The organism is Devosia sp. YIM 151766, from assembly GCF_030285925.1.
Classification (GTDB): domain Bacteria; phylum Pseudomonadota; class Alphaproteobacteria; order Rhizobiales; family Devosiaceae; genus Devosia.
On record NZ_CP127251.1, the window covers coordinates 2,287,881 to 2,310,356 of the forward strand.

General features: G+C 59.3%; 23 protein-coding genes. 10 read left to right on the plus strand and 13 right to left on the minus strand.

Annotation, left to right across the window (positions count from 1 at the left end):
• Nucleotides 1-8: 8 nt before the first annotated feature.
• A complete protein-coding gene (locus O9Z70_RS11210; RefSeq protein WP_286019064.1) occupies nucleotides 9-1,166 on the plus strand; it encodes an ABC transporter substrate-binding protein in 1,158 nt (385 codons plus the stop codon).
• A gap of 74 nt (nucleotides 1,167-1,240) precedes the next feature.
• Here the strand turns inward: O9Z70_RS11210 and O9Z70_RS11215 are convergent, their stop codons facing one another.
• From O9Z70_RS11215 to O9Z70_RS11240, 6 genes are all read right to left on the minus strand, one after another.
• On the minus strand, nucleotides 1,241-1,390 hold the full coding sequence (locus tag O9Z70_RS11215) for a hypothetical protein (protein ID WP_286019071.1): 150 nt from the start codon (nucleotides 1,388-1,390) through the stop codon (nucleotides 1,241-1,243).
• Between the two features lie 122 nt (nucleotides 1,391-1,512).
• Nucleotides 1,513-2,091, minus strand: coding sequence for an HI_0983 family protein (locus tag O9Z70_RS11220; protein WP_286019078.1), 579 nt, complete (start codon nucleotides 2,089-2,091; stop codon nucleotides 1,513-1,515).
• Nucleotides 2,092-2,223: 132 nt separating this feature from the next.
• Nucleotides 2,224-3,186, minus strand: a complete 963-nt coding sequence (locus tag O9Z70_RS11225) for a sugar-binding transcriptional regulator (RefSeq protein ID WP_286019083.1) — start codon at nucleotides 3,184-3,186, stop codon at nucleotides 2,224-2,226.
• Between the two features lie 367 nt (nucleotides 3,187-3,553).
• The gene (istB, locus tag O9Z70_RS11230; RefSeq protein ID WP_286021956.1) at nucleotides 3,554-4,282 is read right to left on the minus strand and encodes an IS21-like element helper ATPase IstB; all 729 of its coding nucleotides are present in this window, start codon (nucleotides 4,280-4,282) and stop codon (nucleotides 3,554-3,556) included.
• Nucleotides 4,282-5,784, minus strand: a complete 1,503-nt coding sequence (istA, locus tag O9Z70_RS11235; protein ID WP_286018323.1) for an IS21 family transposase — start codon at nucleotides 5,782-5,784, stop codon at nucleotides 4,282-4,284. Before istA (O9Z70_RS11235) ends, istB (O9Z70_RS11230) begins: the two co-directional genes overlap by 1 nt.
• Before the next feature lie 95 nt (nucleotides 5,785-5,879).
• Nucleotides 5,880-6,284, minus strand: a complete 405-nt coding sequence (locus O9Z70_RS11240) for an endonuclease NucS domain-containing protein (RefSeq protein ID WP_286019097.1) — start codon at nucleotides 6,282-6,284, stop codon at nucleotides 5,880-5,882.
• A 247-nt stretch (nucleotides 6,285-6,531) separates the two neighbouring features.
• On the opposite strand from O9Z70_RS11240, the gene O9Z70_RS11245 reads away from it, so the two are divergent.
• Nucleotides 6,532-7,647 carry a Fic family protein gene (locus O9Z70_RS11245; RefSeq protein WP_286021998.1) on the plus strand — a complete coding sequence of 372 codons (1,116 nt, stop codon included), beginning with the start codon at nucleotides 6,532-6,534 and terminating at the stop codon, nucleotides 7,645-7,647.
• A 92-nt stretch (nucleotides 7,648-7,739) separates the two neighbouring features.
• Here O9Z70_RS11245 and O9Z70_RS11250 read toward each other — a convergent pair whose 3' ends face one another.
• The 5 genes from O9Z70_RS11250 to O9Z70_RS11270 all read right to left on the minus strand — a co-directional run bounded on the left by O9Z70_RS11250 (nucleotide 7,740) and on the right by O9Z70_RS11270 (nucleotide 12,258).
• Nucleotides 7,740-9,668, minus strand: coding sequence for a type IV secretory system conjugative DNA transfer family protein (locus O9Z70_RS11250; RefSeq protein ID WP_286019101.1), 1,929 nt, complete (start codon nucleotides 9,666-9,668; stop codon nucleotides 7,740-7,742).
• Nucleotides 9,669-9,679: 11 nt separating this feature from the next.
• Nucleotides 9,680-10,966 (minus strand): relaxase/mobilization nuclease domain-containing protein, encoded by a 1,287-nt coding sequence (locus O9Z70_RS11255; protein ID WP_286019106.1) that lies wholly within the window; start codon nucleotides 10,964-10,966, stop codon nucleotides 9,680-9,682.
• Nucleotides 10,963-11,430, minus strand: a complete 468-nt coding sequence (locus O9Z70_RS11260) for a hypothetical protein (RefSeq protein ID WP_286019111.1) — start codon at nucleotides 11,428-11,430, stop codon at nucleotides 10,963-10,965. Before O9Z70_RS11260 ends, O9Z70_RS11255 begins: the two co-directional genes overlap by 4 nt.
• A gap of 232 nt (nucleotides 11,431-11,662) precedes the next feature.
• Nucleotides 11,663-12,067 (minus strand): hypothetical protein, encoded by a 405-nt coding sequence (locus O9Z70_RS11265; RefSeq protein WP_286019116.1) that lies wholly within the window; start codon nucleotides 12,065-12,067, stop codon nucleotides 11,663-11,665.
• Complete coding sequence (locus tag O9Z70_RS11270; protein WP_286019122.1) at nucleotides 12,064-12,258, minus strand: helix-turn-helix transcriptional regulator; 195 nt, start codon at nucleotides 12,256-12,258, stop codon at nucleotides 12,064-12,066. Before O9Z70_RS11270 ends, O9Z70_RS11265 begins: the two co-directional genes overlap by 4 nt.
• A gap of 440 nt (nucleotides 12,259-12,698) precedes the next feature.
• On the opposite strand from O9Z70_RS11270, the gene O9Z70_RS11275 reads away from it, so the two are divergent.
• From O9Z70_RS11275 to O9Z70_RS11295, 5 genes are all read left to right on the plus strand, one after another.
• Nucleotides 12,699-12,845, plus strand: coding sequence for a hypothetical protein (locus O9Z70_RS11275; RefSeq protein ID WP_286019128.1), 147 nt, complete (start codon nucleotides 12,699-12,701; stop codon nucleotides 12,843-12,845).
• Between the two features lie 95 nt (nucleotides 12,846-12,940).
• Nucleotides 12,941-14,443: an IS21 family transposase gene (gene istA, locus O9Z70_RS11280; RefSeq protein WP_286018323.1), complete on the plus strand. Its 1,503-nt coding sequence runs from the start codon at nucleotides 12,941-12,943 to the stop codon at nucleotides 14,441-14,443.
• Nucleotides 14,443-15,171, plus strand: coding sequence for an IS21-like element helper ATPase IstB (istB, locus tag O9Z70_RS11285; protein ID WP_286021956.1), 729 nt, complete (start codon nucleotides 14,443-14,445; stop codon nucleotides 15,169-15,171). The genes istA (O9Z70_RS11280) and istB (O9Z70_RS11285) overlap by 1 nt, the downstream gene beginning before the upstream one ends.
• A 118-nt stretch (nucleotides 15,172-15,289) precedes the next feature.
• Nucleotides 15,290-15,820, plus strand: coding sequence for a recombinase family protein (locus O9Z70_RS11290; protein ID WP_286019134.1), 531 nt, complete (start codon nucleotides 15,290-15,292; stop codon nucleotides 15,818-15,820).
• 44 nt (nucleotides 15,821-15,864) lie between these two features.
• Nucleotides 15,865-16,383, plus strand: a complete 519-nt coding sequence (locus tag O9Z70_RS11295; protein ID WP_286019141.1) for a hypothetical protein — start codon at nucleotides 15,865-15,867, stop codon at nucleotides 16,381-16,383.
• On the opposite strand, the gene O9Z70_RS11300 is transcribed toward O9Z70_RS11295, so the two are convergent.
• A complete protein-coding gene (locus O9Z70_RS11300) occupies nucleotides 16,350-18,281 on the minus strand; it encodes a heavy metal translocating P-type ATPase (RefSeq protein ID WP_286021999.1) in 1,932 nt (643 codons plus the stop codon). The two genes, O9Z70_RS11295 and O9Z70_RS11300, sit on opposite strands and share 34 nt — an antisense overlap.
• A gap of 61 nt (nucleotides 18,282-18,342) precedes the next feature.
• A complete protein-coding gene (locus O9Z70_RS11305; RefSeq protein WP_286019146.1) occupies nucleotides 18,343-19,305 on the minus strand; it encodes a LysR family transcriptional regulator in 963 nt (320 codons plus the stop codon).
• A 108-nt stretch (nucleotides 19,306-19,413) separates the two neighbouring features.
• On the opposite strand from O9Z70_RS11305, the gene O9Z70_RS11310 reads away from it, so the two are divergent.
• The 3 genes from O9Z70_RS11310 (at nucleotide 19,414) to O9Z70_RS11320 (ending at nucleotide 22,415) form a co-directional block, all read left to right on the plus strand.
• The gene (locus O9Z70_RS11310) at nucleotides 19,414-19,641 is read left to right on the plus strand and encodes a heavy-metal-associated domain-containing protein (protein ID WP_286019151.1); all 228 of its coding nucleotides are present in this window, start codon (nucleotides 19,414-19,416) and stop codon (nucleotides 19,639-19,641) included.
• Between the two features lie 75 nt (nucleotides 19,642-19,716).
• Nucleotides 19,717-21,666, plus strand: coding sequence for a heavy metal translocating P-type ATPase (locus O9Z70_RS11315; RefSeq protein ID WP_286019157.1), 1,950 nt, complete (start codon nucleotides 19,717-19,719; stop codon nucleotides 21,664-21,666).
• Between the two features lie 98 nt (nucleotides 21,667-21,764).
• Nucleotides 21,765-22,415: a DUF924 family protein gene (locus O9Z70_RS11320; RefSeq protein ID WP_286019163.1), complete on the plus strand. Its 651-nt coding sequence runs from the start codon at nucleotides 21,765-21,767 to the stop codon at nucleotides 22,413-22,415.
• Nucleotides 22,416-22,476: the final 61 nt, after the last annotated feature.

Genomic DNA, 22,476 nt, shown 5'->3' on the forward strand with positions numbered 1-22,476 from the left:
AGGAGCAGATGACTCTCACGTCCAAGACCCACGCCCGCGCCCGGATGGCGCTCACCGCCGGTATTTCGGCACTGGCCCTGATGCTTTTGGGCCCCGCCGCCGCCCAGGAAATCGGCTTGTCCGATGCGGATTATTCGCTCGACGCCCTGATCGAGGCCGCCCAGAAGGAAGGTCCGATCACCGTTATCGACGCCACCGGCAAGATCGTCGACATGGCCAATGCCTTCACCGAGAAATACGGCATCGAAGCCACCGGCGTGAAGATGAGCGGCCAGGACCAGGAGCAGATCATCCTGCGCGAGGCCCAGGCCCAGAACGTGCAGACCGACGTGTTCAACATGTCCAACCTGCCTTCGGTGACGACCCAGATCATGGTGCTGGGCGCCGGCACCAGCTGGATGCCGCCCGATCTGATCGACCAGGTCCCCGCCGAATACCAGAACCCGGCCATTACCAGCCTCAACCCCTGGGTCTGGGCCTATAATACCGACGTGCACACCGATGGCTGCCCCATCGACAATCTATGGGCGCTGACCACCGAGGAATGGACGGGACGCGTCGCCATCCCCGACCCGCTCCTGCGCAACGAGACCATGTTCTGGTTCAACCAGATCGCCACGCATGACGACGCCGAAATGCGCGCGGCCTATGAGGCTTTCTTCGGTGAGGAGCTCGTGACCGACGAGGACAGCGCCACCGCCGAATGGGTCAAGCGCCTGGCCCAGAACAAGCCGAGCGTTGCCCGTTCGGACACCGATGTCGGCCCGGTCATCGGCGCGCCCGGCCAGGAAAACCCCTTCATGGGCTTCCTCTCGACCTCGATCTTCCGCGATGCGCAGAAGAATGGCTATGGCATGGGCATCTGCGATGGCCTCAAGCCGTGGGTCGGCCAGCTTACCCCCCGCGTCGCGGTTATCGCCAGCGGCACCAAGCACCCGAACGCCGCCAAGCTCTTCTCCCATTTCATGATGTCGGGCGAGGGCATGATCCCGCAGCTCGATGACGGCAAGCTGGCGACCAACACCAATGCCACCATGCCGGAAACGGAAGCCTCGGGCATCATCAACTATCTCGACCAGATGCATGTCCCGCATTCGGAAACCGCCGCCAGCGACTTCGAGCATCTCCAGGATTGGCAGGATTTCTGGCTGATCAATTCGCGCTGAATATAGCCGCGCCGACACCCCAAGCCCGGAAAGGCGCGCTGCCCGCAGCGCGCCTTTCTATAATCTGAAGCGATCTATTGGACGGAAAAACCGATCAGGGCGACGAGTTCAGCATAACGCGGCGATTGGCTCAGGACGGCTACGGGCAATTCCAGCCTGACGCCGAGAACATTGGGTTCATTCCGCTGGACAGCGAGTTCGAGATAGTCGAGCGCGCTGTCCACAGGAGGCCCAAAGCCCGCATGACGCCATAGCGGCTCTGAAGATCGCTCAAAAAGCACTCTTCAGCGCGTTCTGATCCGAGAGGCGTCTCGGCCCGAATGCGCACTCGTGGCGTCAGTGACCGTCAGCGGATGCCGATCGCGGGGATATCGAACGTGGCAAGGGCGTTGATCGCTTCGCCGCGCACCGTTCCCAAATCTCCGAGGAAGGCGCGAACTCCATCCTCGCCATAACCCCGGCGGCTAATGGCGAACAGGGCAACGCCTTCGCCTTCGGCGAGCGGCAAGTAGCGATAGGCATTCCACTCGACCAATATCGGATCGGCGCTGAGGTCACTGACCAGGAAGTCGAGCAGCACTTCGCCGGTTACCTCGTTGCGAATGATTTCATGATTGACTACCGGATCGGTGTCCTTGCGCGAGGCAAGCATCTCGACCTGCGACGCCGCCGCCTGCGCCGGGGTGATCGCTCCGGCCACAGCTTCGACCAGCACCATGTCGGCATAGGTCTCGACCGCCTGCCCCACCGGCACATATTCCTGCTTGAAATAGGCATCAGAAGGCTGCGATGTCCAAGCCAGAGCATAGTCCTCGCCCTGGAACAAAATCGGCCCGGGTACGCCCAGCATATCGGTCTGGGCCAGGGCGGGAGCGGTTAAGAGAACGGCCATCGCGGCTGCGGCGGTCAGCTTGGGATGCATCATGGAATGAACCTCGAGATTAAATTGCACAAGTAAGACGATAGAGCGCGCCTCATCCTTGGTCCCGAACAAAATGGGCCGACCAAAACCTGACGTTTCCGCGCCGACGCTGCGCTTTTTCACCAATTTGCAAATCTAGCTCGGCTGTATCAATTGCAACGCCGTATCGCCATCGATGATCAGCCCACGGCAGAGGCCGGACCGCAGAAGGGCCTTGGCCGCCTTGACCTTGGCAATCCCCGCGACCAGGGCAACAATGCTGGCCTCCTTGAGCTCATCGAGCGGCATCGCGATGGTTCGGCGCGCCAGATCGTGTTCAACGGGAACGCCATTCTGGTCGAAGAAGATGCCATTGGTATCCCCAACGGCCCCTAAATCCCGCAGCGCCGCAAGTTCATCCCTGGTGATCATTTCCTGCTGGCGCAGCAAAGAATCTTCGGTCAATTCGCCAACGCTGACATAGGCCACACTGGTGGTGCGGGCGATGTCCAGCGCCCGCTGCACCGAGCGTTGCGACAGCAATACTTGGCGGTCTTCGGCACTGTCGGCGATGAATGGCACCGGCAGGAAGAAGCCCTGCCCGCCGGTATTCCGGGCGAGCGCATGCACCACTTCGAATGGATTATAGGCCGAATTGGCGGTCAGCGACCCCATCAGACTGATGAAGCGGGCGTGGGGCGCACGCATGCCGGCAAGCTGTAACGTCATCTGCTCTATGGTTCGTCCCCAGCCCGTGCCGATGACCGGATGCGCACTCTCGGCCAGAACCTCGCGCAGATGCGCCGCCGCCGCCGCCCCAACGGCCCGAAACGCGAACTTCTGGCTCAAATCGCCATCTTCTTCGGCACTGAGGTTGAGCGCCGGCGTACAGATACAGAAATCCAGGCCATATTCGGCCTTCAGCGCTTCCTCGACCGGCAGAAGGCCGACATCAGCCTGATTGATACTGATGCTGACCAGTCCCGACTCGCGAGCATCGGACAGCATCTTGTTGACGCGGGCCCGGGTAATGCCGAGGCGTTTTGCGGTGCTCTCCTGGTTCAAACCAGCCACGTGATAAAGCCAGGCGGCCTTTGCCACCAATTCGGTTTCGCTCACAAAGCCCTCATTTCCAATCACTTAGATCCCCCTAGAATACAAATGTAATTTCGTTTGACAAATGTAATATCAACATGCGACGGTTTGATCGTCGGTGGAGGCCGATCCAGCAAATCCTAGATGTCTAGGGAGGAGAACGGATATGAAAACTGCTCGTCTTGCAACACTGATGGGCGCGTCGATGATCGCTCTGATGGCAGCCAACACTGCTGTCAATGCGCTTGAAATTGCATTCATGTCAATCGGCACCGAACTTTGACCCCTTATCGGCGCCCAATATTGACCCCCTTATTGGATGGCTGTGGAGCGGGGCGGATGGCAGAGCTGGTCAGGGTTGCGGCGCTATCCGGCCCGCGGGGGCAGGATGTCAGATACGGTTTTTGAAGCGCCAGCTGTCGTTGCCGGTTTCGACGATATCGCAGTGATGGGTGAGCCGGTCGAGCAGCGCCGTGGTCATCTTGGCGTCGCCGAAGACGGACGGCCATTCCCCGAAGGTGAGGTTGGTGGTGACGATGACCGAGGTCTGCTCGTAGAGGCGGCTGATCAGGTGGAACAGCAACTGGCCTCCTGACTGGGCGAAGGGCAGATAGCCCAGTTCATCGAGCACGACGACGTCCTTGCGGCCCATATAGTCGGCCAGGCGCCCCTGCCGACCGGCGCGGGTCTCTGCCTCGAGCCGGTTGACCAGATCGACGACGTTGAAGAAGCGGCCTCGCGCGCCGTTGCGGATGCAGGCCCGGGCAATGGCGATCGCCAGATGGGTCTTGCCAGTTCCGGTACCACCGACCAGCACCAGGTTACGCTGCATGGCCAGGAAGTTGCCGGCGGCCAGATCGCGCACCAGGGTCTCGTTGATGCCAGTGCCTTCGAAGGTGAAGTCGTCGATGTCCTTGGCCAGGGGCAGCTTGGCGATGGTCATCTGGTACTTGATCGAGCGGGCCTGCTTCTCGGCGATCTCGGAGGTGAGCAGGTCCGAGACGATGCGAGCGGGCTGATGCTCGCGTTTGATCGCCGTGGCGATGATCTCGTCATAGGCGCTCTTCATGCCATAGAGCTTGAGCGTGTTCATGGTGGTCAGGATCTCGGAGCGTTCCATCATATTGCCCTCCTCAGGCTGTCGTAGCGGGAACAGTCGGCCATGGGCTCGACGCGGAGCCGGAGGGCCTGTGGGGTATTGAGGATGGTGACCGGGCTGCGGGGTTCGCGCTGCCGGGCCAGGATGTTGAGCACGATATCGGCGGAGCAGACCCCTTCACGCAGCGCCTCGGCACAGGCCGCCTCGACCGCCGGCAAGCCATCGCTGAGCACGGCGGTCAGGATGGTGACCATCTGCCGGCCCCCATCGGTTGCCGAGCCCAACCGGCGCCGGATCTTCTCGATGCTGGCCGGCAGCACCCAGTCCTTGAAGGGCGCGCCATTGCGCCAGGCGCCGGGCTTGCGCGCCAGCACCGGCACGTAATGCCAGGGGTCATAGACGGTCTGGTCGCGACCGAAGATGCGGGGATGTTCACCCACTGGCCTGCCGTCCTGACGCAGCTCGATCCGATCGGCATAGGCCCGGATCTCGACCGGTCGCCCCACCGCACTGGCCATCACCGAGTACTTGTTGTTATCGAACCGAACCAGGCAGGTCTTGGAGACCGAGGCCGTCACCGCATGGAAGCCGTCGAACCGGCCGGCATAAGGCACCAGACTGCCGCGCTCTGCCTCGAAGGCTTCCCAGATGGTCTGGTCGCGGAACTCGGGATGGCGATGCGCCCGGGCATAGGCAATGGTCTTGTCCAGCAGCAGGGCATTGAGCTCGTCATAGCTGCTCACGCGCAGGCGGGGCGTGAAGAAGCGCTCCCGCACCAGCCCGACCTGGTTCTCGACCTGGCCCTTCTCCCAACCTGAGGCGGGTGTGCAGGCCACAGGGTCGATCAGATAATGCCCGCACATCTGCAGGAACCGGCGATTGTAGACTCGATCCTTGCCCACCAGGATCGTATCGACCGCCGTCTTCATGTTGTCGTAGATGCCGCGCGTGCAGGTGCCCTTGAAGAAGGCGAAGGCCCGATCATGAGCGTCGAACACCATCTCCTGGGTCTCGCGTGGATAGGCCCGCACGAACAGCATCCGGCTATGGCAGAGCCGGACATGGGCGACCTTGACCGTCACCGTGGTGCCGTTGATCAGCACCACGTCGTGGCTCCAGTCGAACTGGTAGGCCTCGCCCGGCGCAAAGCTCAGCGGCACGAAGGCGGATGCAACCGTAGCGGAGCGATCCTGATCCCAGTTCCGGGCATAGCGACGAACTGCATCGTAGCTGCCCGAATAGCCCAGTCCCGTGAGTTCCTCGAACACCCGGATCAGCGTCAGCCGCTCACGCGCAGCCTTCCCTTCATTGGCCAGCAATAGCTTATCCAGATCCCCCTGCCACGGACCGATCCGGGGCAGCGGCTGCTTCTCACGCTCATAGGAAAAGCTCGTCTCACCCGACCGGATGATCTTGCGCACCGTGTTGCGCGCAACATGCAACTCCCGCTCAATCTGCTTGATGGACTTGCCCTGCACAAAATATGCCCGACGAACCCGTGCAATCGTATCCACGCACTTCATCCCCCAACCGCCTATCCCAAACCAAAGGACGGACAGTCTGCCTAAAACACAAAATGGGGGGTCAATATTGGACGCCGATTACCCCCGGTAAGGGGTCAAATTTGCATGCCGAAACACAGGTTACCAGCATCATCGACTGTCAGCTTTATGCCGATAATTGAAATCGGGGTATCGTGAAAGAATCGCGAAAATGGAACGATCAGTTCCTTCCATTCCGTTGAAACGATTATCGCACGTATTTCATCGTCACGTGCCCCTAGATGGCTTTTGACGGCCTCAACGTATTTATGTATCTCGTGTATTGCTTGGCGCGCGGCTGCATCGCTCCTTTTGAGCTCGATCAACACCCAGCGGCCACGGCGATCTTTGGCTAGTATATCGATAAAGCTTCTAGTACCCAGAGAGCTAGGTAAATACTGTTCTATTTTGATTAATTCGATGCCGTCTTCTATTATTTCTAACTGCGTCGAGAGCAAGTCTCTTAAACGGGATTCTAACATTGATTTTCCAGAGTAATTTTACAATAAGGCAAATTACTATTCATGCTATATTATATACAATAGAAACTGACGCGCGGTGTCTAGCGCAGCTTATTATGAGGGTTTTGACCTTATCATATAAGACGATTATGCAGCTGCGGATGCGGTGATTAAAGTGGTCATTCACCGCATTTTGAGCGGCGAATAAGGTTGCTTTATGCGACGAATATCTGGCATAATCACCGCAAGGAGTGCGGAGATTATGCCCATAAACTATAACCACCAGCTGTCGGATTGGCCTAATTTCACATGGGATGACAAAGCGCTGTCAGACCAGCTTGCTGCTGTCCGCCATCGGCAAGGGCGCTTAATTGGACGCATGGAGGCACTGGGCTTCGAACTGCGCGGCGAGGCCGTTCTCCAAACGCTTACGCAGGACGTTATTAAGTCTAGCGAGATCGAAGGTGAAAGCCTCGACGCAGACCAAGTGCGATCATCCATTGCTCGGCGCCTTGGTATGGATATAGGCGGCCTCGTTCCAGCAGATCGTGACGTCGAGGGCGTTGTAGAAATGATGCTGGATGCCACGCAGAACTATACGAAACCACTAACCCAAGAACGCTTGTTCGATTGGCATGCCGCCCTGTTTCCAACAGGACGCTCCGGCATGAGCCGCATAGTGGTTGGCGCGTGGCGCGATGATCGAGACGGCCCCATGCAGGTTGTGTCTGGCCCTATGGGGCGAGAGCGCATTCATTATGAAGCGCCAGAGGCAGCGCGCTTGGATGCTGAGATGTCTGCGTTTCATGACTGGATTGAGGGTTATGCAAAACTGGATTTGGTGCTCAAGTCGGCCATCGCGCATCTTTGGTTTGTGACCATTCACCCGTTCGAAGATGGTAACGGGCGTATTGCGCGGGCGATAGCAGATTTGGTCTTGGCGCGTTCCGAAGGCAGCGCACAGAGGTTTTACTCAATGTCCGCGCAGATACGCATCGAGCGCAACGACTATTACGATATTCTGGAGAGCACGCAAAAAGACGGCTTGGATATCACTCCCTGGCTGTCATGGTTCTTGGGCTGTTTGGATCGTGCCTTTGACCATGCTGAAGAAACGCTAGCCAACGTCCTGCGTAAGGCGCGGTTTTGGGAGTATCACGCCAACGATGCATTCAACGAACGCCAGCGTGACATGCTGATGCGCCTGCTAAATGGCTTTTTTGGAAACCTCACATCGGGTAAATGGGCGAAGATTCAGAGATGCTCATCCGATACGGCGCTGCGCGATATCAACGATCTGCTTGATCGCGGTGTGTTGGCAAAGGTGCCGGGCGGTGGCCGCAGTACAAGCTATGCTCTTGTTCCTCCCAACATGGAGCAATAGCTCGATCTCAAAGCTCACATCGAACGGTGGCAAACTGAAGAATCTGCCACCGAAATGATACACTCTGAGCGCGAGAGCATAAGCAGTGTGAGCTACGACAAGATATTGCCTAGCAGCCAAATCACCGATGCCACAAAGCCCAGATAGATGGCGGTGCGTAGAAATGCCCTAGTTTTGGAGAACCGCACGGATTGCGCCGTGGCGCTTACGCTTGCATCAATGGTTTTGGGCATTGCTCGATTGGCTTTTCGTCCTTGGACTTTCTGTTGGGCGCAAGCTTCGTCCATAATCGCTCTGATGAGCGATATGGGTTCGGCGTGGTCACGATGTGGATCGAACAGACCTTTGAACTTTGGGTCCGTGAAGTACATCGTGCGTTTGAGGGCCAGGGGCTGCAGGCCTGATGTTATAGCCAGCATGGCAGGGTTTTCGCGGTTTCCGAACAAGCGCCCGACTTCATCGGGGTTGAGCAAGTTACGTTTGTGGAATGTCTCCGTCGTGCCCTCAGTATGGCTTTCATTGCTGCCGTGACTAACATTTTGTGATCTGCCGTTCGACCATCCATGTGTAACGCTGCTGGATGAGCCAAAGCTCATGCTCAAATGCTCGCCATTCATGCCCATGCTGGAAGACGACCCTTGTGTCACGCTGCCGTATTTGCCGGAATGGGTGCCGTGACCCTCACTATGTGATGTGCCTTGCGTGTCACTTTCAGTTTTTCCCCAGCGGCGGACTTCCAACTCGCCCATGAGTTTGGAGGCATATTGGCGGGTAAAATGATCATCGTTGCCGAAGAAGAGTTTTAGTCCAGCGTTAGCAACCAAGGTTTCCCAGTTGTCTTTGTAGATGTCTTTGAGTTGGGCAAGGGTTTGCGCGACGAACATCAGCTTGACGCCGTAGCCTGCAATTTGAGCGGCAGCGTTTTCAATAACTTTCATGCGCCGTAGGGCTGGGAACTCATCCAGCACCATAAGCACCTGGTGTTCGGGTGTGGGCCTTGGGCGCGTGCGTTCCATCTCGCCCAATACCAGCGTGGTCATCATGCGTAGCCAACGGTAGTGGCTCTCCATGTAACGCTGTGGCAAGCACAGATAGAGCGTAGTGGGCTTGTGCTTTAAATCAGCCAGTTGGAAGCTGGACGATTGCAAGCAACCGCGCAGCATGGGGCTCTCCAAAAACTCGGTATTCGTGCGAGCCACCTGTAGCACCGACATTAATGTGCGGGGCGAGGCTTCCAGCAATTCGGCGTACATGGCACCCGCATTGGCGATGAAACCATCATAGGCACTATTGCGTTGCATGGTCTGGAATAGAAGGCTCATGCCCGTGGGGGCATCCTCGGCATCATTCATCACCATTAGGCGGCGCATTTCGTCGTCACCCGCGAGCAGAATATAGCGAAGTGTAATCAGATTGCGTTTTTCTGGCGGGAACTCAGGCCAGCTGGCGACGTGTAGCAACAGGGCTTTGATGACGCCCTTGGCAGAGTCATCAAAGAAGGGCTCGCGGGAATCTTCTGAGACGATCAACGCATCAGCCATGCGGGCGGCGTCATCGACGGCATCCCGCGCGTTGGCCTGCAAAAGATCCAGCGGATTGTAGGATGCCCGCAAATCGGCAAAATCGTCATGCCGTGTGGTGGTTTCGCCGAAGGGGTCGAGGATATGCACGGATTGGCCCATGCCCAATGACCATTGCGATCCGCCCGCACGGCGTCTGGCCGTCACCATGGCGTTTTCACCTTTGGGGTCGATGACTACGACGGACCCAGGCCATAGGCACAGATTAGGGATGATGACGGATGCGCCTTTGCCGGAGCGCGTGCCACTGACAACCAGAACGTGACGGTCATCGCGGTAGCCTACCGGTTCATCTGAAGGTAGACGAGAAAGCCAGAAATCACCGTCTTTGAAAATCGGCTTATTGTCGTTTTCAAAGACGAGCCAGTCCGCCGTTCCCAGTGGTATGAAAGTGTTATCAAGCCCATCATCATCGGAGGGCAGAGGAAGATTCAAAGACATTATTCGCCTCCCTACAGGCTGAAATCTGCGCCGCGACTTGGCTGGCGCGAGCGGGATGGATGGGGTTCCGGCGTATGTTCGGGCTTGCGTGTTAGACGCAGCATCTCTCCCACCTTGCCCGCGAGGGTTTGGCGTTCCTGCCGTTGTCGGGCAGTCAGGGCGGCATAGAGTTTGTGCAGCGTGGCGGTGTCGGCGGATTGCGATTTGAACAGCGCTTCGCGTTGCGCGCGGTCACGTAGAAAACCTTGATAGGCTTCTTGTTCGTTGCGTTTTTTGATGGCAGAGGCGCGACCGATGATGATGTCCAAAAGGCCTTTGATGCCCGTGCGCAAGCGTGCGCTACGTTCTTTTGTTTCGGTATCCCAACGGCGTTCTTGGCCGCGTAAGAGCATGTCCCGTTCCATACGGTGACGGATGACGAGCTGCTGGCGTTTTTGCCGTATGGGCTGCAAAGCCGCTTGTTGTTCGGTGCGCACCGTCTTGAGGTGGTCGCGCAGGCGGGCGGAGATACGCTTATGCGTATCGGCTTTCGCTTCATTCACGCTGGGCAGTGTATTGGGGCTGCCTAGACGCGCCTGAAGCTCTTTCGTTTTGACGCCGGCCATTCTCGAGACGGAGTAAACCTCGCCATGAATATCAGTGGCGACGAAACCACGCTGATCACCACGGGCCAGGAAATAGCCGCGATCTTCCAAAGCGGCTTTGAAGCTGGGGAGATTGTCGGAGCGTTCCCACGCATCGCGGAACACCAGCTTGGTTTCGCGGGGGTCGAGATCGAGTCGTTTGGCTTGCTGCCATTCCGCCAGCGTGAAATTGAGAGGGTTTTTCCAGCCGTTTTCGCGGTGGCCGTCTGGTAGGTTCCAGCCATGTTCGAGAAACAGGGATTTGGATAGGTCGTTCAGGCGGGTTTTAAAGAAGGCCATGTTGATGGCCTTCATTTCCTGACCGTCGATGCGCGACCACACGACATGAGCGTGGCGGCGACCGTTCTTCTCATGCACCACCAGGGCGCGGGGCTGGCCGATCAGGCCAAGCTTGGCTTCGGCTTGGTCAGCGGCACGGGTTAAGTCATCGAGGCTAGCATTCGTATCTTTTGGTGGATTGAGGCTGAGCGAAAACAGGAATTGTTTGCAGTTCGTGCCCAGCGACACGGCGTGCGCTTCTTCGAGCGCGCCGTGCAAATCCCGTGCGGTGAAGCCGCGTAGGTCTTGCACGGTCACATAGTCGTTTTCTTTGTCATTGAGCAAGTGGCGGGCAAGGTTGCCCGCACCGCCACGCTGGGAGCCAACCAAAATCATTGATCGACTCCCTCATCTATATCCGCCGCAGCCTGCGCGAAGCGAATACCTAGGCGCTGCCCTGGCACAGGTGCGCGAGGCGGCTTTTTGCCCAGAGCATCCAGCAAATGCAGATGCATGGCGCGGATGTCATCACACGCCGCACCAAACTTTGCAGCCAGACGGTCATCGACATAGAGACTGCCGTTCTGCGCGGCATACGACAGCCGTTCCAGCGACGCTGAAAGCTGGCTGGCACCTAGCGCCGCCAGCACCTTTGCCAATACCCGTTGGTCGGCCTTCATGCGAACGGGTGCCCGGCTGGGTTTATGGCCGTCGAGAGCAACCATTTTGATAAAACCGGCCAGCGACATTGTGCCAGCCAGTTGTTCCAGCTTGCCGCGTTCTTCTTCCGTTAGGCGGATGGACAGCGGTGGGCGGCGTTTTTTGCCGCCCAATTCGGGAAATCCGGGGAAGTTGCTCATCACAACACCTCCCGGATATCATTATCCGTATGTTTTAACTGGTGTTCCCAGTCCGAAAGGGCTTGGAACAATTCATCGAAATCGACTAAATCAGGGTTCGAAGAGTCTCCCCGACTCTCCGCCATTTATCCTACATAATGATTTGATTTTGCTGATGTTTCGGATTTTACCCCGTCATCAACCCTAAAGTTTACCCTAAAGCCGAACGTCGTCTCGCTGCATGGGTCGATTCCTAGTCATCGAGGTCATGGGCGTAGTCGATGGCCTTCAAGGCATCGGCATTGCGCAGGCGCTGGGGGATGTATTCGAGGCGAAACTTGCCGGGCTTGGGCTGGCCGATGCGCTTGCGAATGGTCCCAACTACCGATTCCACATCGTAGTGGTCGCTGGCATTGGTGCCCGCTGTCAGAATGGACGTGGCATAAGCGACAATATTCTGGACCGAAACCTTCATGTCCTTGAGGTCAACGTCCCGCTTGCGGTGCAGGTCGATCTGGCACATCAGGCCTTCCACCAGAGCGCGGTTCAGCACATGCGTGGTTGGAGTGCCAGACGCCTTTAGGTCATCACGGTGAGCTTGTTGACGGTCGCTGTCCTTCTTTTCACGGGCGAGGCGCGACGAATGGTGCTCGGTCATTCCTCATCCCCGAAATCATGCAGGGCGGGCAAGCCGTCGAGCCATTCCTCCAGGTCGCGGGACAGGATCAGGCTGCGATTGCCGACCTTGCGGACCTTGATCTTGCCCGACTTGACCAACTGATAGAAGGTGGTGCGGCTGATGCCGACCATTTTGAGTACATCGGAAACAGAGTATGCCACGGGCTTCATGGACAATGCTCCGCCGGCTGGACGGCCGGTACGCACGCCTGCTGTCACAAGCGCACACTCTATGAATACTGGATCCTGGAAATCCACACGCACGAATCTGCGGCCGGGCTAAAATAATCTGCCAAGGCATGGAAATCCCCATCGGACCATTAGTCTAATGGGGGAATCGCATTTGTCGGATAAGTGTTGCGGGTTTCCGGATCTTCCGCTCATCTTGAGGATGTAACGGGGGTGTTCAAGGGTCAAAATCGATGACCAAAACTTCCGGGTAGCGCATATCCATTTTTGAACCGGGCGCCCCATCCCCACCCCGTATCCTCCATCAGACCAATGGTCCGATGGCACAGGCGAAGCCGCTACCGACCCGCTCTCTCTGCCCGATACAACTCTCGCGCCATGTCCAGCACCCGCGCCGGTGACAGGCTCCCCAGCACAGTCTCATGGGCGAACTGGACGGCGAGGCCCTCCTGCTCCGGATTGGCACCGTCGAACAGCGGCCGACCATGATGTTCATCGGGCGAGACGAAAATGCCTGTCTGTATGCCAGCCGCCATTTCCTCACCCTGTGTTTCGGCATGCAAATTTGACCCCTTACCGGGGGTAATCGGCGTCCAATATTGACCCCCCATTTTGTGTTTTAGGCAGACTGTCCGTCCTTTGGTTTGGGATAGGCGGTTGGGGGATGAAGTGCGTGGATACGATTGCACGGGTTCGTCGGGCATATTTTGTGCAGGGCAAGTCCATCAAGCAGATTGAGCGGGAGTTGCATGTTGCGCGCAACACGGTGCGCAAGATCATCCGGTCGGGTGAGACGAGCTTTTCCTATGAGCGTGAGAAGCAGCCGCTGCCCCGGATCGGTCCGTGGCAGGGGGATCTGGATAAGCTATTGCTGGCCAATGAAGGGAAGGCTGCGCGTGAGCGGCTGACGCTGATCCGGGTGTTCGAGGAACTCACGGGACTGGGCTATTCGGGCAGCTACGATGCAGTTCGTCGCTATGCCCGGAACTGGGATCAGGATCGCTCCGCTACGGTTGCATCCGCCTTCGTGCCGCTGAGCTTTGCGCCGGGCGAGGCCTACCAGTTCGACTGGAGCCACGACGTGGTGCTGATCAACGGCACCACGGTGACGGTCAAGGTCGCCCATGTCCGGCTCTGCCATAGCCGGATGCTGTTCGTGCGGGCCTATCCACGCGAGACCCAGGAGATGGTGTTCGACGCTCATGATCGGGCCTTCGCCTTCTTCAAGGGCACCTGCACGCGCGGCATCTACGACAACATGAAGACGGCGGTCGATACGATCCTGGTGGGCAAGGATCGAGTCTACAATCGCCGGTTCCTGCAGATGTGCGGGCATTATCTGATCGACCCTGTGGCCTGCACACCCGCCTCAGGTTGGGAGAAGGGCCAGGTCGAGAACCAGGTCGGGCTGGTGCGGGAGCGCTTCTTCACGCCCCGCCTGCGCGTGAGCAGCTATGACGAGCTCAATGCCCTGCTGCTGGACAAGACCATTGCCTATGCCCGGGCGCATCGCCATCCCGAGTTCCGCGACCAGACCATCTGGGAAGCCTTCGAGGCAGAGCGCGGCAGTCTGGTGCCTTATGCCGGCCGGTTCGACGGCTTCCATGCGGTGACGGCCTCGGTCTCCAAGACCTGCCTGGTTCGGTTCGATAACAACAAGTACTCGGTGATGGCCAGTGCGGTGGGGCGACCGGTCGAGATCCGGGCCTATGCCGATCGGATCGAGCTGCGTCAGGACGGCAGGCCAGTGGGTGAACATCCCCGCATCTTCGGTCGCGACCAGACCGTCTATGACCCCTGGCATTACGTGCCGGTGCTGGCGCGCAAGCCCGGCGCCTGGCGCAATGGCGCGCCCTTCAAGGACTGGGTGCTGCCGGCCAGCATCGAGAAGATCCGGCGCCGGTTGGGCTCGGCAACCGATGGGGGCCGGCAGATGGTCACCATCCTGACCGCCGTGCTCAGCGATGGCTTGCCGGCGGTCGAGGCGGCCTGTGCCGAGGCGCTGCGTGAAGGGGTCTGCTCCGCCGATATCGTGCTCAACATCCTGGCCCGGCAGCGCGAACCCCGCAGCCCGGTCACCATCCTCAATACCCCACAGGCCCTCCGGCTCCGCGTCGAGCCCATGGCCGACTGTTCCCGCTACGACAGCCTGAGGAGGGCAATATGATGGAACGCTCCGAGATCCTGACCACCATGAACACGCTCAAGCTCTATGGCATGAAGAGCGCCTATGACGAGATCATCGCCACGGCGATCAAACGCGAGCATCAGCCCGCTCGCATCGTCTCGGACCTGCTCACCTCCGAGATCGCCGAGAAGCAGGCCCGCTCGATCAAGTACCAGATGACCATCGCCAAGCTGCCCCTGGCCAAGGACATCGACGACTTCACCTTCGAAGGCACTGGCATCAACGAGACCCTGGTGCGCGATCTGGCCGCCGGCAACTTCCTGGCCATGCAGCGTAACCTGGTGCTGGTCGGTGGTACCGGAACTGGCAAGACCCATCTGGCGATCGCCATTGCCCGGGCCTGCATCCGCAACGGCGCGCGAGGCCGCTTCTTCAACGTCGTCGATCTGGTCAACCGGCTCGAGGCAGAGACCCGCGCCGGTCGGCAGGGGCGCCTGGCCGACTATATGGGCCGCAAGGACGTCGTCGTGCTCGATGAACTGGGCTATCTGCCCTTCGCCCAGTCAGGAGGCCAGTTGCTGTTCCACCTGATCAGCCGCCTCTACGAGCAGACCTCGGTCATCGTCACCACCAACCTCACCTTCGGGGAATGGCCGTCCGTCTTCGGCGACGCCAAGATGACCACGGCGCTGCTCGACCGGCTCACCCATCACTGCGATATCGTCGAAACCGGCAACGACAGCTGGCGCTTCAAAAACCGTATCTGACATCCTGCCCCCGCGGGCCGGATAGCGCCGCAACCCTGACCAGCTCTGCCATCCGCCCCGCTCCACAGCCATCCAATAAGGGGGTCAATATTGGGCGCCGATAAGGGGTCAAAGTTCGGTGCCGATTGACAAAGGTAAGGTTTTAGTGCGCGACGAACCTATCGCGTCCATTATCCAAGAAGCATTGGAAGGGTTCGCGTCGGGACGCTTTCAATCGCAAGCAGAGGTCCGGCGCTTCATTGAGGGGCATCCAGGATACCCCACAAGCAAGCGGGGCATGGTGCGCAATACGCTTGTGCCAGAGCTTCTGACAAATCCAGTCTATGCAGGATACGTCGAGCGCCCGCAGTGGAGCATCTCGTTACGCCAAGGTCAGCATGAAGGTCTAATCAGCCTGGCCACGTTCCAACGCATTCAAGAGCGACTGAACAGCAAGGCGCGGATACCCATTCGCCCGGATATCAGCGCGGACTTTCCGCTGCGTGGGGCGGTCGCCTGCGGCTGTTGCGAGCGGCCAATGACCTCGTGCTGGTCAAAAAGCAAAACAGGCGTCAAACACGCTTATTATCTATGCGTGACGAAAGGCTGTGAACCAGGTCAAAATCCATTCGGCGCGACAAGCTGGAAGGTGATTTTAAAGGTCTTCTAGGTGATCTGACGCCCGCGCCAGCGCTGTTTTTACTGGTCCAGGACATGTTTCGCGATGCATGGGATCAGCGACTGACCCAAGCCCGCGCGATGGCGCTTAGCTATGAACGTGAAGTGGCGAGGGTTGAGAAGCAGATATCTGGCTTGCTTGACCGCATTGTGGAGGCCACGACTTCAACCGTTATGGGCGCATTTGAGCGCAAAATTAAGGTACTGGAACGCAGCAAGCTGGTGCTGGAAGAAAAACGCCAGAATGCAGGGCGTTCGCGAGGCACATTTGAGGAAATGTTCGAACTCGCCTTCGAATTTATCGCAAACCCTTCAAAATTATGGAGTTCTGGCAATCCTGCGCACCAAAAATTAGTCTTGAAATTGGCTTTCGCTGACCACCTGGTCTATGACCCGATTCAGGGCTTTCGAACCCCAAAAAAGTCTTTACCGTTCAATATGTTAGGAGGATTTATGATGCCGATTAGCAAAATGGCGGAGGGGATGGGCCTGACATCCAACCTTCTCCATTCCAAGTTCTATCAACCTGCTCGCCTCGGCACCTTTCTCCTATAGGCCTCTCGCGGAATGGGCTGGCTCGAACTCGCAGGAACAGAGGTGTTTGGCGCTGTTTTCGTTCCGTCCCGGCGAATGGGATCCCTCAGTAAGCGCAAGCCATTGAGTACGACCAGAACTGTTCCACCTTCGTGGCCGATCACGGCAAGTGGCAGGGGCAGTTCGAAAAATAGCCCGCCGGTGACGAGGATCGCCATGGCGCCCATGGCAAAGACGAGGTTTTGCCGAATAATTGTCGCTGCGTGGCGGGCAAGTCGATGCGCATCCGCCAGCCGTCCCATGTCCTCCGATAGCAGCGCCACGTCGGCAGCCTGCAATGCGACGTCCGACCCTGCCGCCCCCATGGCAATGCCAACATCGGCACGAGCCAGCGCCGCCGCATCGTTGACGCCATCACCGACAAATGCGATCTTCCCGTCCGCCGTCAGTTCGCTCACCATCCGCACCTTGTCTTCAGGCAGCATGTCGGCATGGATTTCCGTGGGCTTCAATCCAAGTTCAGCACCGATCCGCTGCGCGACGGGCAATCTGTCACCCGTCATCATAACGATGGTGGCGACCCCGCTTTGCCTCAATGCCGCAAGGGCGCGAACTGAGGTCGGGCGAATCTGGTCGGCAATCGTGACCGCCCCTAGCACCTGCGCGCCGCGCCCCAGATAAATGACGGTCTGAGTGTCAGCAGCCAGCGATTTCAAGGCGGGGTGGTCGATCGCAGCCTTCATCTGTGCAGCAAGGCGTGGATTGCCGGCCCAGACCTGCTCATCGCCCCACTCGCCGACAATGCCGGCGCTTGGTCGGGCTGCAACATTTACGACAATTGACGGTTCAATATCGCGATCTTCAGCTTCCTGCCGAATTGCCGCTGCGCTGTGATGCTCGGAATGGGCTTCAAGCCCTGCGAGCAACGACAGAAAGCCCTGCTCATCACCGTCAAGCGCGACAACCGCAGTGACGGTTGCCTTCCCGGTCGTCAACGTTCCAGTCTTGTCGAAGGCGAAAGTGTCGACGGCAGCGAGGGTTTCAAGTGCGCCGCCACCCTTGAACAACACACCGCCACGTGCGGCAGCAGAAAGGGCAGACAGAATTGCAGCAGGAACAGAAATGACAATGGCACAAGGACTGGCCGCCACCAGCAATGTCGCCGAGCGATAGAGTGCTTCTTCCCAGTCGCGCCCGAGCCAGTAGAAGGCAGCAAAGGCCAGGACAGCCCCTGCCATCACCGCGACCGTATAGCGTTGGCCGAACCAGGCGCTGAAGCGTTCGGACGGGGCCCTGGCCGCCTGCGCCTCCGTCACAAGGGCGATCATGCGGGCAATCGTGCTTTCCTCGACCGTCTTGGTCACTGCGACCTCAAGCACGCCATCGAGATTGACCGTTGCCTCAAAGACCTGTGCGCCAGGTTCCCTGGCGACCGGCATCGACTCGCCGGTAATGTTTGCTTCATCTAGAGAGCCGCGCCCGCTGACGATCAGACCGTCCACCGGCACGCGCGCGCCGGGCCGCAGCACCACGACATCGCCTACGCCAAGGTCGACTGCAGCAACTTCCGTCACTGAACCATCCGGTGCCTTTCGAAGGGCCGTTTCGGGTCGAAGTTCCATGAGTGCCTCGATGGCGCGGCGTGCCCGGCCGAGCGCCCGTTCCTCCAGCGTGGTGGAAATGCTGAACAGCGTCAGCAGAACCGCACCTTCAAAAGGAGCACCGACCACTGCCGCAGCGACGGCCGCAACCACCATCAGGAGGTCGATGTCGAGAACGCGCTCTTGCCACAAGGTGACGGCCGCCCGCCAGCCCACGGGCAGACCGCCAGCCAGATAAACAAGCGAAAGACCCGTCACGGAAGCGGATGCCGCAAGGGAGCCGTCCAGCGGCCATAGCGCTAGCGTTGCCAGCACCATTCCGAAGACGGTGAGCACCGTCAGCAAGGAAGAACGATCGATCTGCAACAGGCGTTTCACATCATCTCCTCGTGGCCGAGGCACGAGCCTCGGCATTCATGGGGTGGTTCTGCATTGATGAAGCGGGCCCGGCACGACCGTTTCCTTTCAGCAATGGCGCTTCCCTTGCCAATTCTCCGGCCAGGAAATCAAGAAATGCGCGAATCCGTGCCGTCTGACGCAGATCCTCATGGGTCAGAAGCCACAGATCGAGCGTGAAGTCTTCCGGCAGCGCGGCAACATGCACGAGATCGGGTTCGAGATCGGCAAGCCCACAAGGTAAAGGAGCCAATCCCATGCCAGCCTTTGTGGCGGCGATGGCAGCGGCGATCGAATTTGTCCGCAGCAGCGGCTGAGCCGCTGGCAAGAACGCGCTAAAGCGGCGCGTGAGCGCGGCGTGCTCGGTATCGAACCCGATCCAGTCATGCTGCTCCAGCCCGGTACCGCCCTTGCCGGCCAGATAGTTCTCGGAGCCGTAGATTGCGAAGACCAGCTGCCCGACACGGCGGCCGACCAGGGTTTCTGGTGGAGTGTTTCCAACCCGCAAGGCGATGTCGGCCTCGCGCCGGTTCAGGTTCAACGTTACATTGCCAACGATCAGTTCCACCTCAATGCCAGGATAAACGGTCCGGAAATTGGCAAGGTGGCGCGGCAGCAAACCAAAGGCCAGCATGTCAAGCGTGGTCACGCGGATCGTGCCGCTGAGGCGCAGATCCTGCCCGGTCACCTTGCGACTGAGGCTTGCAATCTCATCCTCGACCCGCAGCGCACCTTCGCGCATCTCCTCTCCCGCTTGGGTAAGCAGATAACCACTTGGCAGGCGTTCAAATAGACGAACTCCGAGCTGCGTCTCAAAGGCCCCAATGCGGCGAAATACGGTCGAGTGATTCACCCCGAGCCTTCTTGCAGCACCAGATAGCGACCCGGTCTTCGCGACTGCCAGGAAGTAGCGCAGGTCATCCCAATTTTGTGCCTTTGCATCCATGCAAGACGTCTTTGCTGCTTTTGCCAATCAAAATGCAGTCTCGCACAGACCATATCTGAAAGCGAGGGCCAGCATCACCCGTCTGGCCGAAGCTGAAAGGAGAAAGCCATGTCTCAAGCGATGAAAACCGTCCTGCGTAGCGACGAACTTTCCTGCCCGTCCTGCGTGCCGAAGATCGAGAAGGCGCTGAATGCCTTGCCGGGCGTCGAGAAGGCAGCTGTGCGTTTCAACACCGGCAAGATCGAGGTCGAGCACGATCCAAACCAGACGAACGTCGAAGCGCTGGTCGAGGCGGTCAGGAGCACTGGCTATGAGGCAAGACCATCGGCCTTCTGACCAACCCCACTCACCGGCCGCGTCGAAGAACCGCGCGGCCGGTTCATTTTGTGGAAGATGAAAAGGAGAGTTGAGATGAGCGGTGTCACAATGAAGATCAGAAACGCCTTCGCGCACCCGGCGCGCCGGCGCTTCTGGCTGACTGTGGGCAGTGGCGGACTGATCGCCACCGGTCTTCTTGCGCGCTATGGCTTTGGCATGATCGAGCTGTGGTCCGCCTTGATGGTCGCCGCCGCCCTACTGGCTGGTTCCGACATTGCCGTGCGCGCTTGGCGGGCGTTACGGGTCAAACATCTGAGCATCGAGCTCCTTGTCACCGTTGCTGCTGTCGGCGCACTGGTGATTGGCGAAGTCTGGGAATCGGCCGCCGTCACCTTCCTCTTCATGTTCGGTGCATGGCTCGAGGTGCGGACCATGGGTCAGACCCGCGGCGCATTGAAGGAACTGCTGGACGCCGCGCCTGCTACCGCCACCGTCCTGCGCAATGGTCAGCCGGTCGACATACCGGCCCATGAAGTGCAGCCGGGCGAGATCGTGCTGGCCAAGGCTGGCCAGCGCATCCCGGTCGACGGTGAGGTGACCGAGGGTACGGCCGCCGTCTCCGAGGCCGCCATCACCGGCGAGCCAATGCCGGCCGAGAAGGCACCTGGCAGCCACGTTCACGCCGGGACCATAGCGGAGAACGGTCTCCTGCGCATTCGCGCCACCAATGTCGGCGCAGACACCACGCTTGCGCGCATCATCCAGCGCGTCGAGGAAGCGCAGGAGGAAAAAGCGCCCAGCCAGCGCATGATCGAGCGCTTTGCGCAATGGTATACGCCGGCGATCATCGGGCTTGCAGTTTTGACCTTCGCCTTCACGCAGGACATCAGGCTGGCGCTGACCTTGCTGGTCGTCGGCTGCCCCGGTGCGCTGGTGATCTCGACGCCGGTGTCAATTGTCGCCGGAATCGGCCGGGCGGCAAGAAGCGGCATCCTGATCAAGGGCGGTCAGCATCTGGAAAGTGCCGGACGGATCGACACGCTGGCGCTCGACAAGACCGGCACCCTGACGGAAGGCAAGCCACGCCTGGCAACGGTGATCGCGCTAGAAGGCATGGGCGAGGACGAGTTGCTGCGCCTTGCCGCTACTGCCGAAGCTGGATCGGACCATCCACTTGGCCGCCCCATCGTCGTAGCTGCTCGCAAGCAAGGGCCGTTGCTGACGCCTGAAGCCCTGGACGAACATGCCGGAATGGGCATCAGCGCCCGCATCGAGGGGCGTGATATCGCCGCCGGCAACCGTCGCCTAATGGAAAGGCTTGGCATCCCGCTCGGCACGGAGGGCGAAGCCGGGCTGGAACAGCTGCTCAAGGCCGGCCAGACGCCGATCCTGGTTGCAGCGGACGGCAGGCTAATCGGCCTGCTGGGCATGTCGGACATGGCTCGCGAAGGTGCGAAGGACGCCATTGCCCGCTTGCGCGAGATTGGCATCAGGCGCGTCGTCATGCTGACCGGCGACCAAGAGGGCGCGGCAAAGGCCATTGCCCGCGAGGTCGGCATTGACGAGGTTCATGCCGGCCTGATGCCGGAGGACAAGCTGGAACTGATCCGCAAGATGAAGGCCGAGGGCGCCCATGTCGCCATGGTCGGCGACGGCATCAATGATGCGCCCGCCCTTGCGGCTGCGGATACCAGCATCGCCATGGGTGCCGCGGGCAGCGATGTTGCCATCGAGACCGCCGATATTGCGCTCCTCAACGATGATCTCGGCAAGATCCCCGAGGCCATGGCGATCTCGCGTGCGACACTTGGCAATATGCGCCAGAATCTGGTGATCGCTCTGGTGACCGTTGCCGGACTGCTGGCCGGTGTGTTCTCGGGCGACATTCATATGGCGGGCGGCATGCTGGTGCATCAGTTGTCGGTGCTGATCGTCATCGCCAATGGCATGCGGCTGCTGCGGGTGCCGAAGGCGGCCCGGCGCGCGGCCATCAGTCGGGAAACGCAGGCGTCCGCCGCAACGGTAGTCAGGGCTAGAACCTAACTGTGTTCATGACGAGTCTCCCCGCGCCCACCGGCGCGGGGATGGAACTTTCGATAAGGTACAAAAAGCGGCAGCAATGATTTGACGGAGATGCGGACATGAATACTCACTCCCACGAACAACCCTGGGACGAGGTTCTTCAGTTCTGGTTCCCCGAGGGACGCTTCGCGGCAATCGCATCGAACGCCCACCGGGAACACTGGTTCTGGCGGATGCGAGGCGGCGCGGACCGCGAGGTCATCGCCCGCTTTTCAGACATGACCGCACAAGCTGCGGCTGGCAATCTCAATCACTGGGCCACCGATCCTGAGGGAAGGCTCGCACTCATCATATTGCTGGATCAATTTTCGCGCTCGGTCTGGCGCGGTTCCCCACGCGCCTTCGCACAGGACCCGGCGGCGCTGGAGCTTTCGCTGGATGGGTTGGTGAATGGTCATTACGCCGCCCTGCCAACCCCATGGTTCAAGATCGTTCACGGCCTGCCGCTCGGTCATTGCGAAGGGCCGGATCACCTTGCACGCATCAATCGCCTCATCGGGCTGCGCAAGGAGATCGCTGCAGAAGCACCAGAGCCATTACAGCCGATCTACCAATCACTGGTGAAACAGGCACGGGACGTAAAAGAAGTGATCGAAGCTTTCGGTCGTCACCCTCATCGCAATCGCGTTCTTGGCCGCAGATCCACCGAGGCGGAAGACGTGTATCTTGAAAAAGGCAGTTTCCCGCACGAACGGGCGTTCCAGCGCTGAAGCGATTGCTCTTGACCTTCCAGCGCTTGGAAGGTGCACCGTCTTCCATAACGATTTTCGG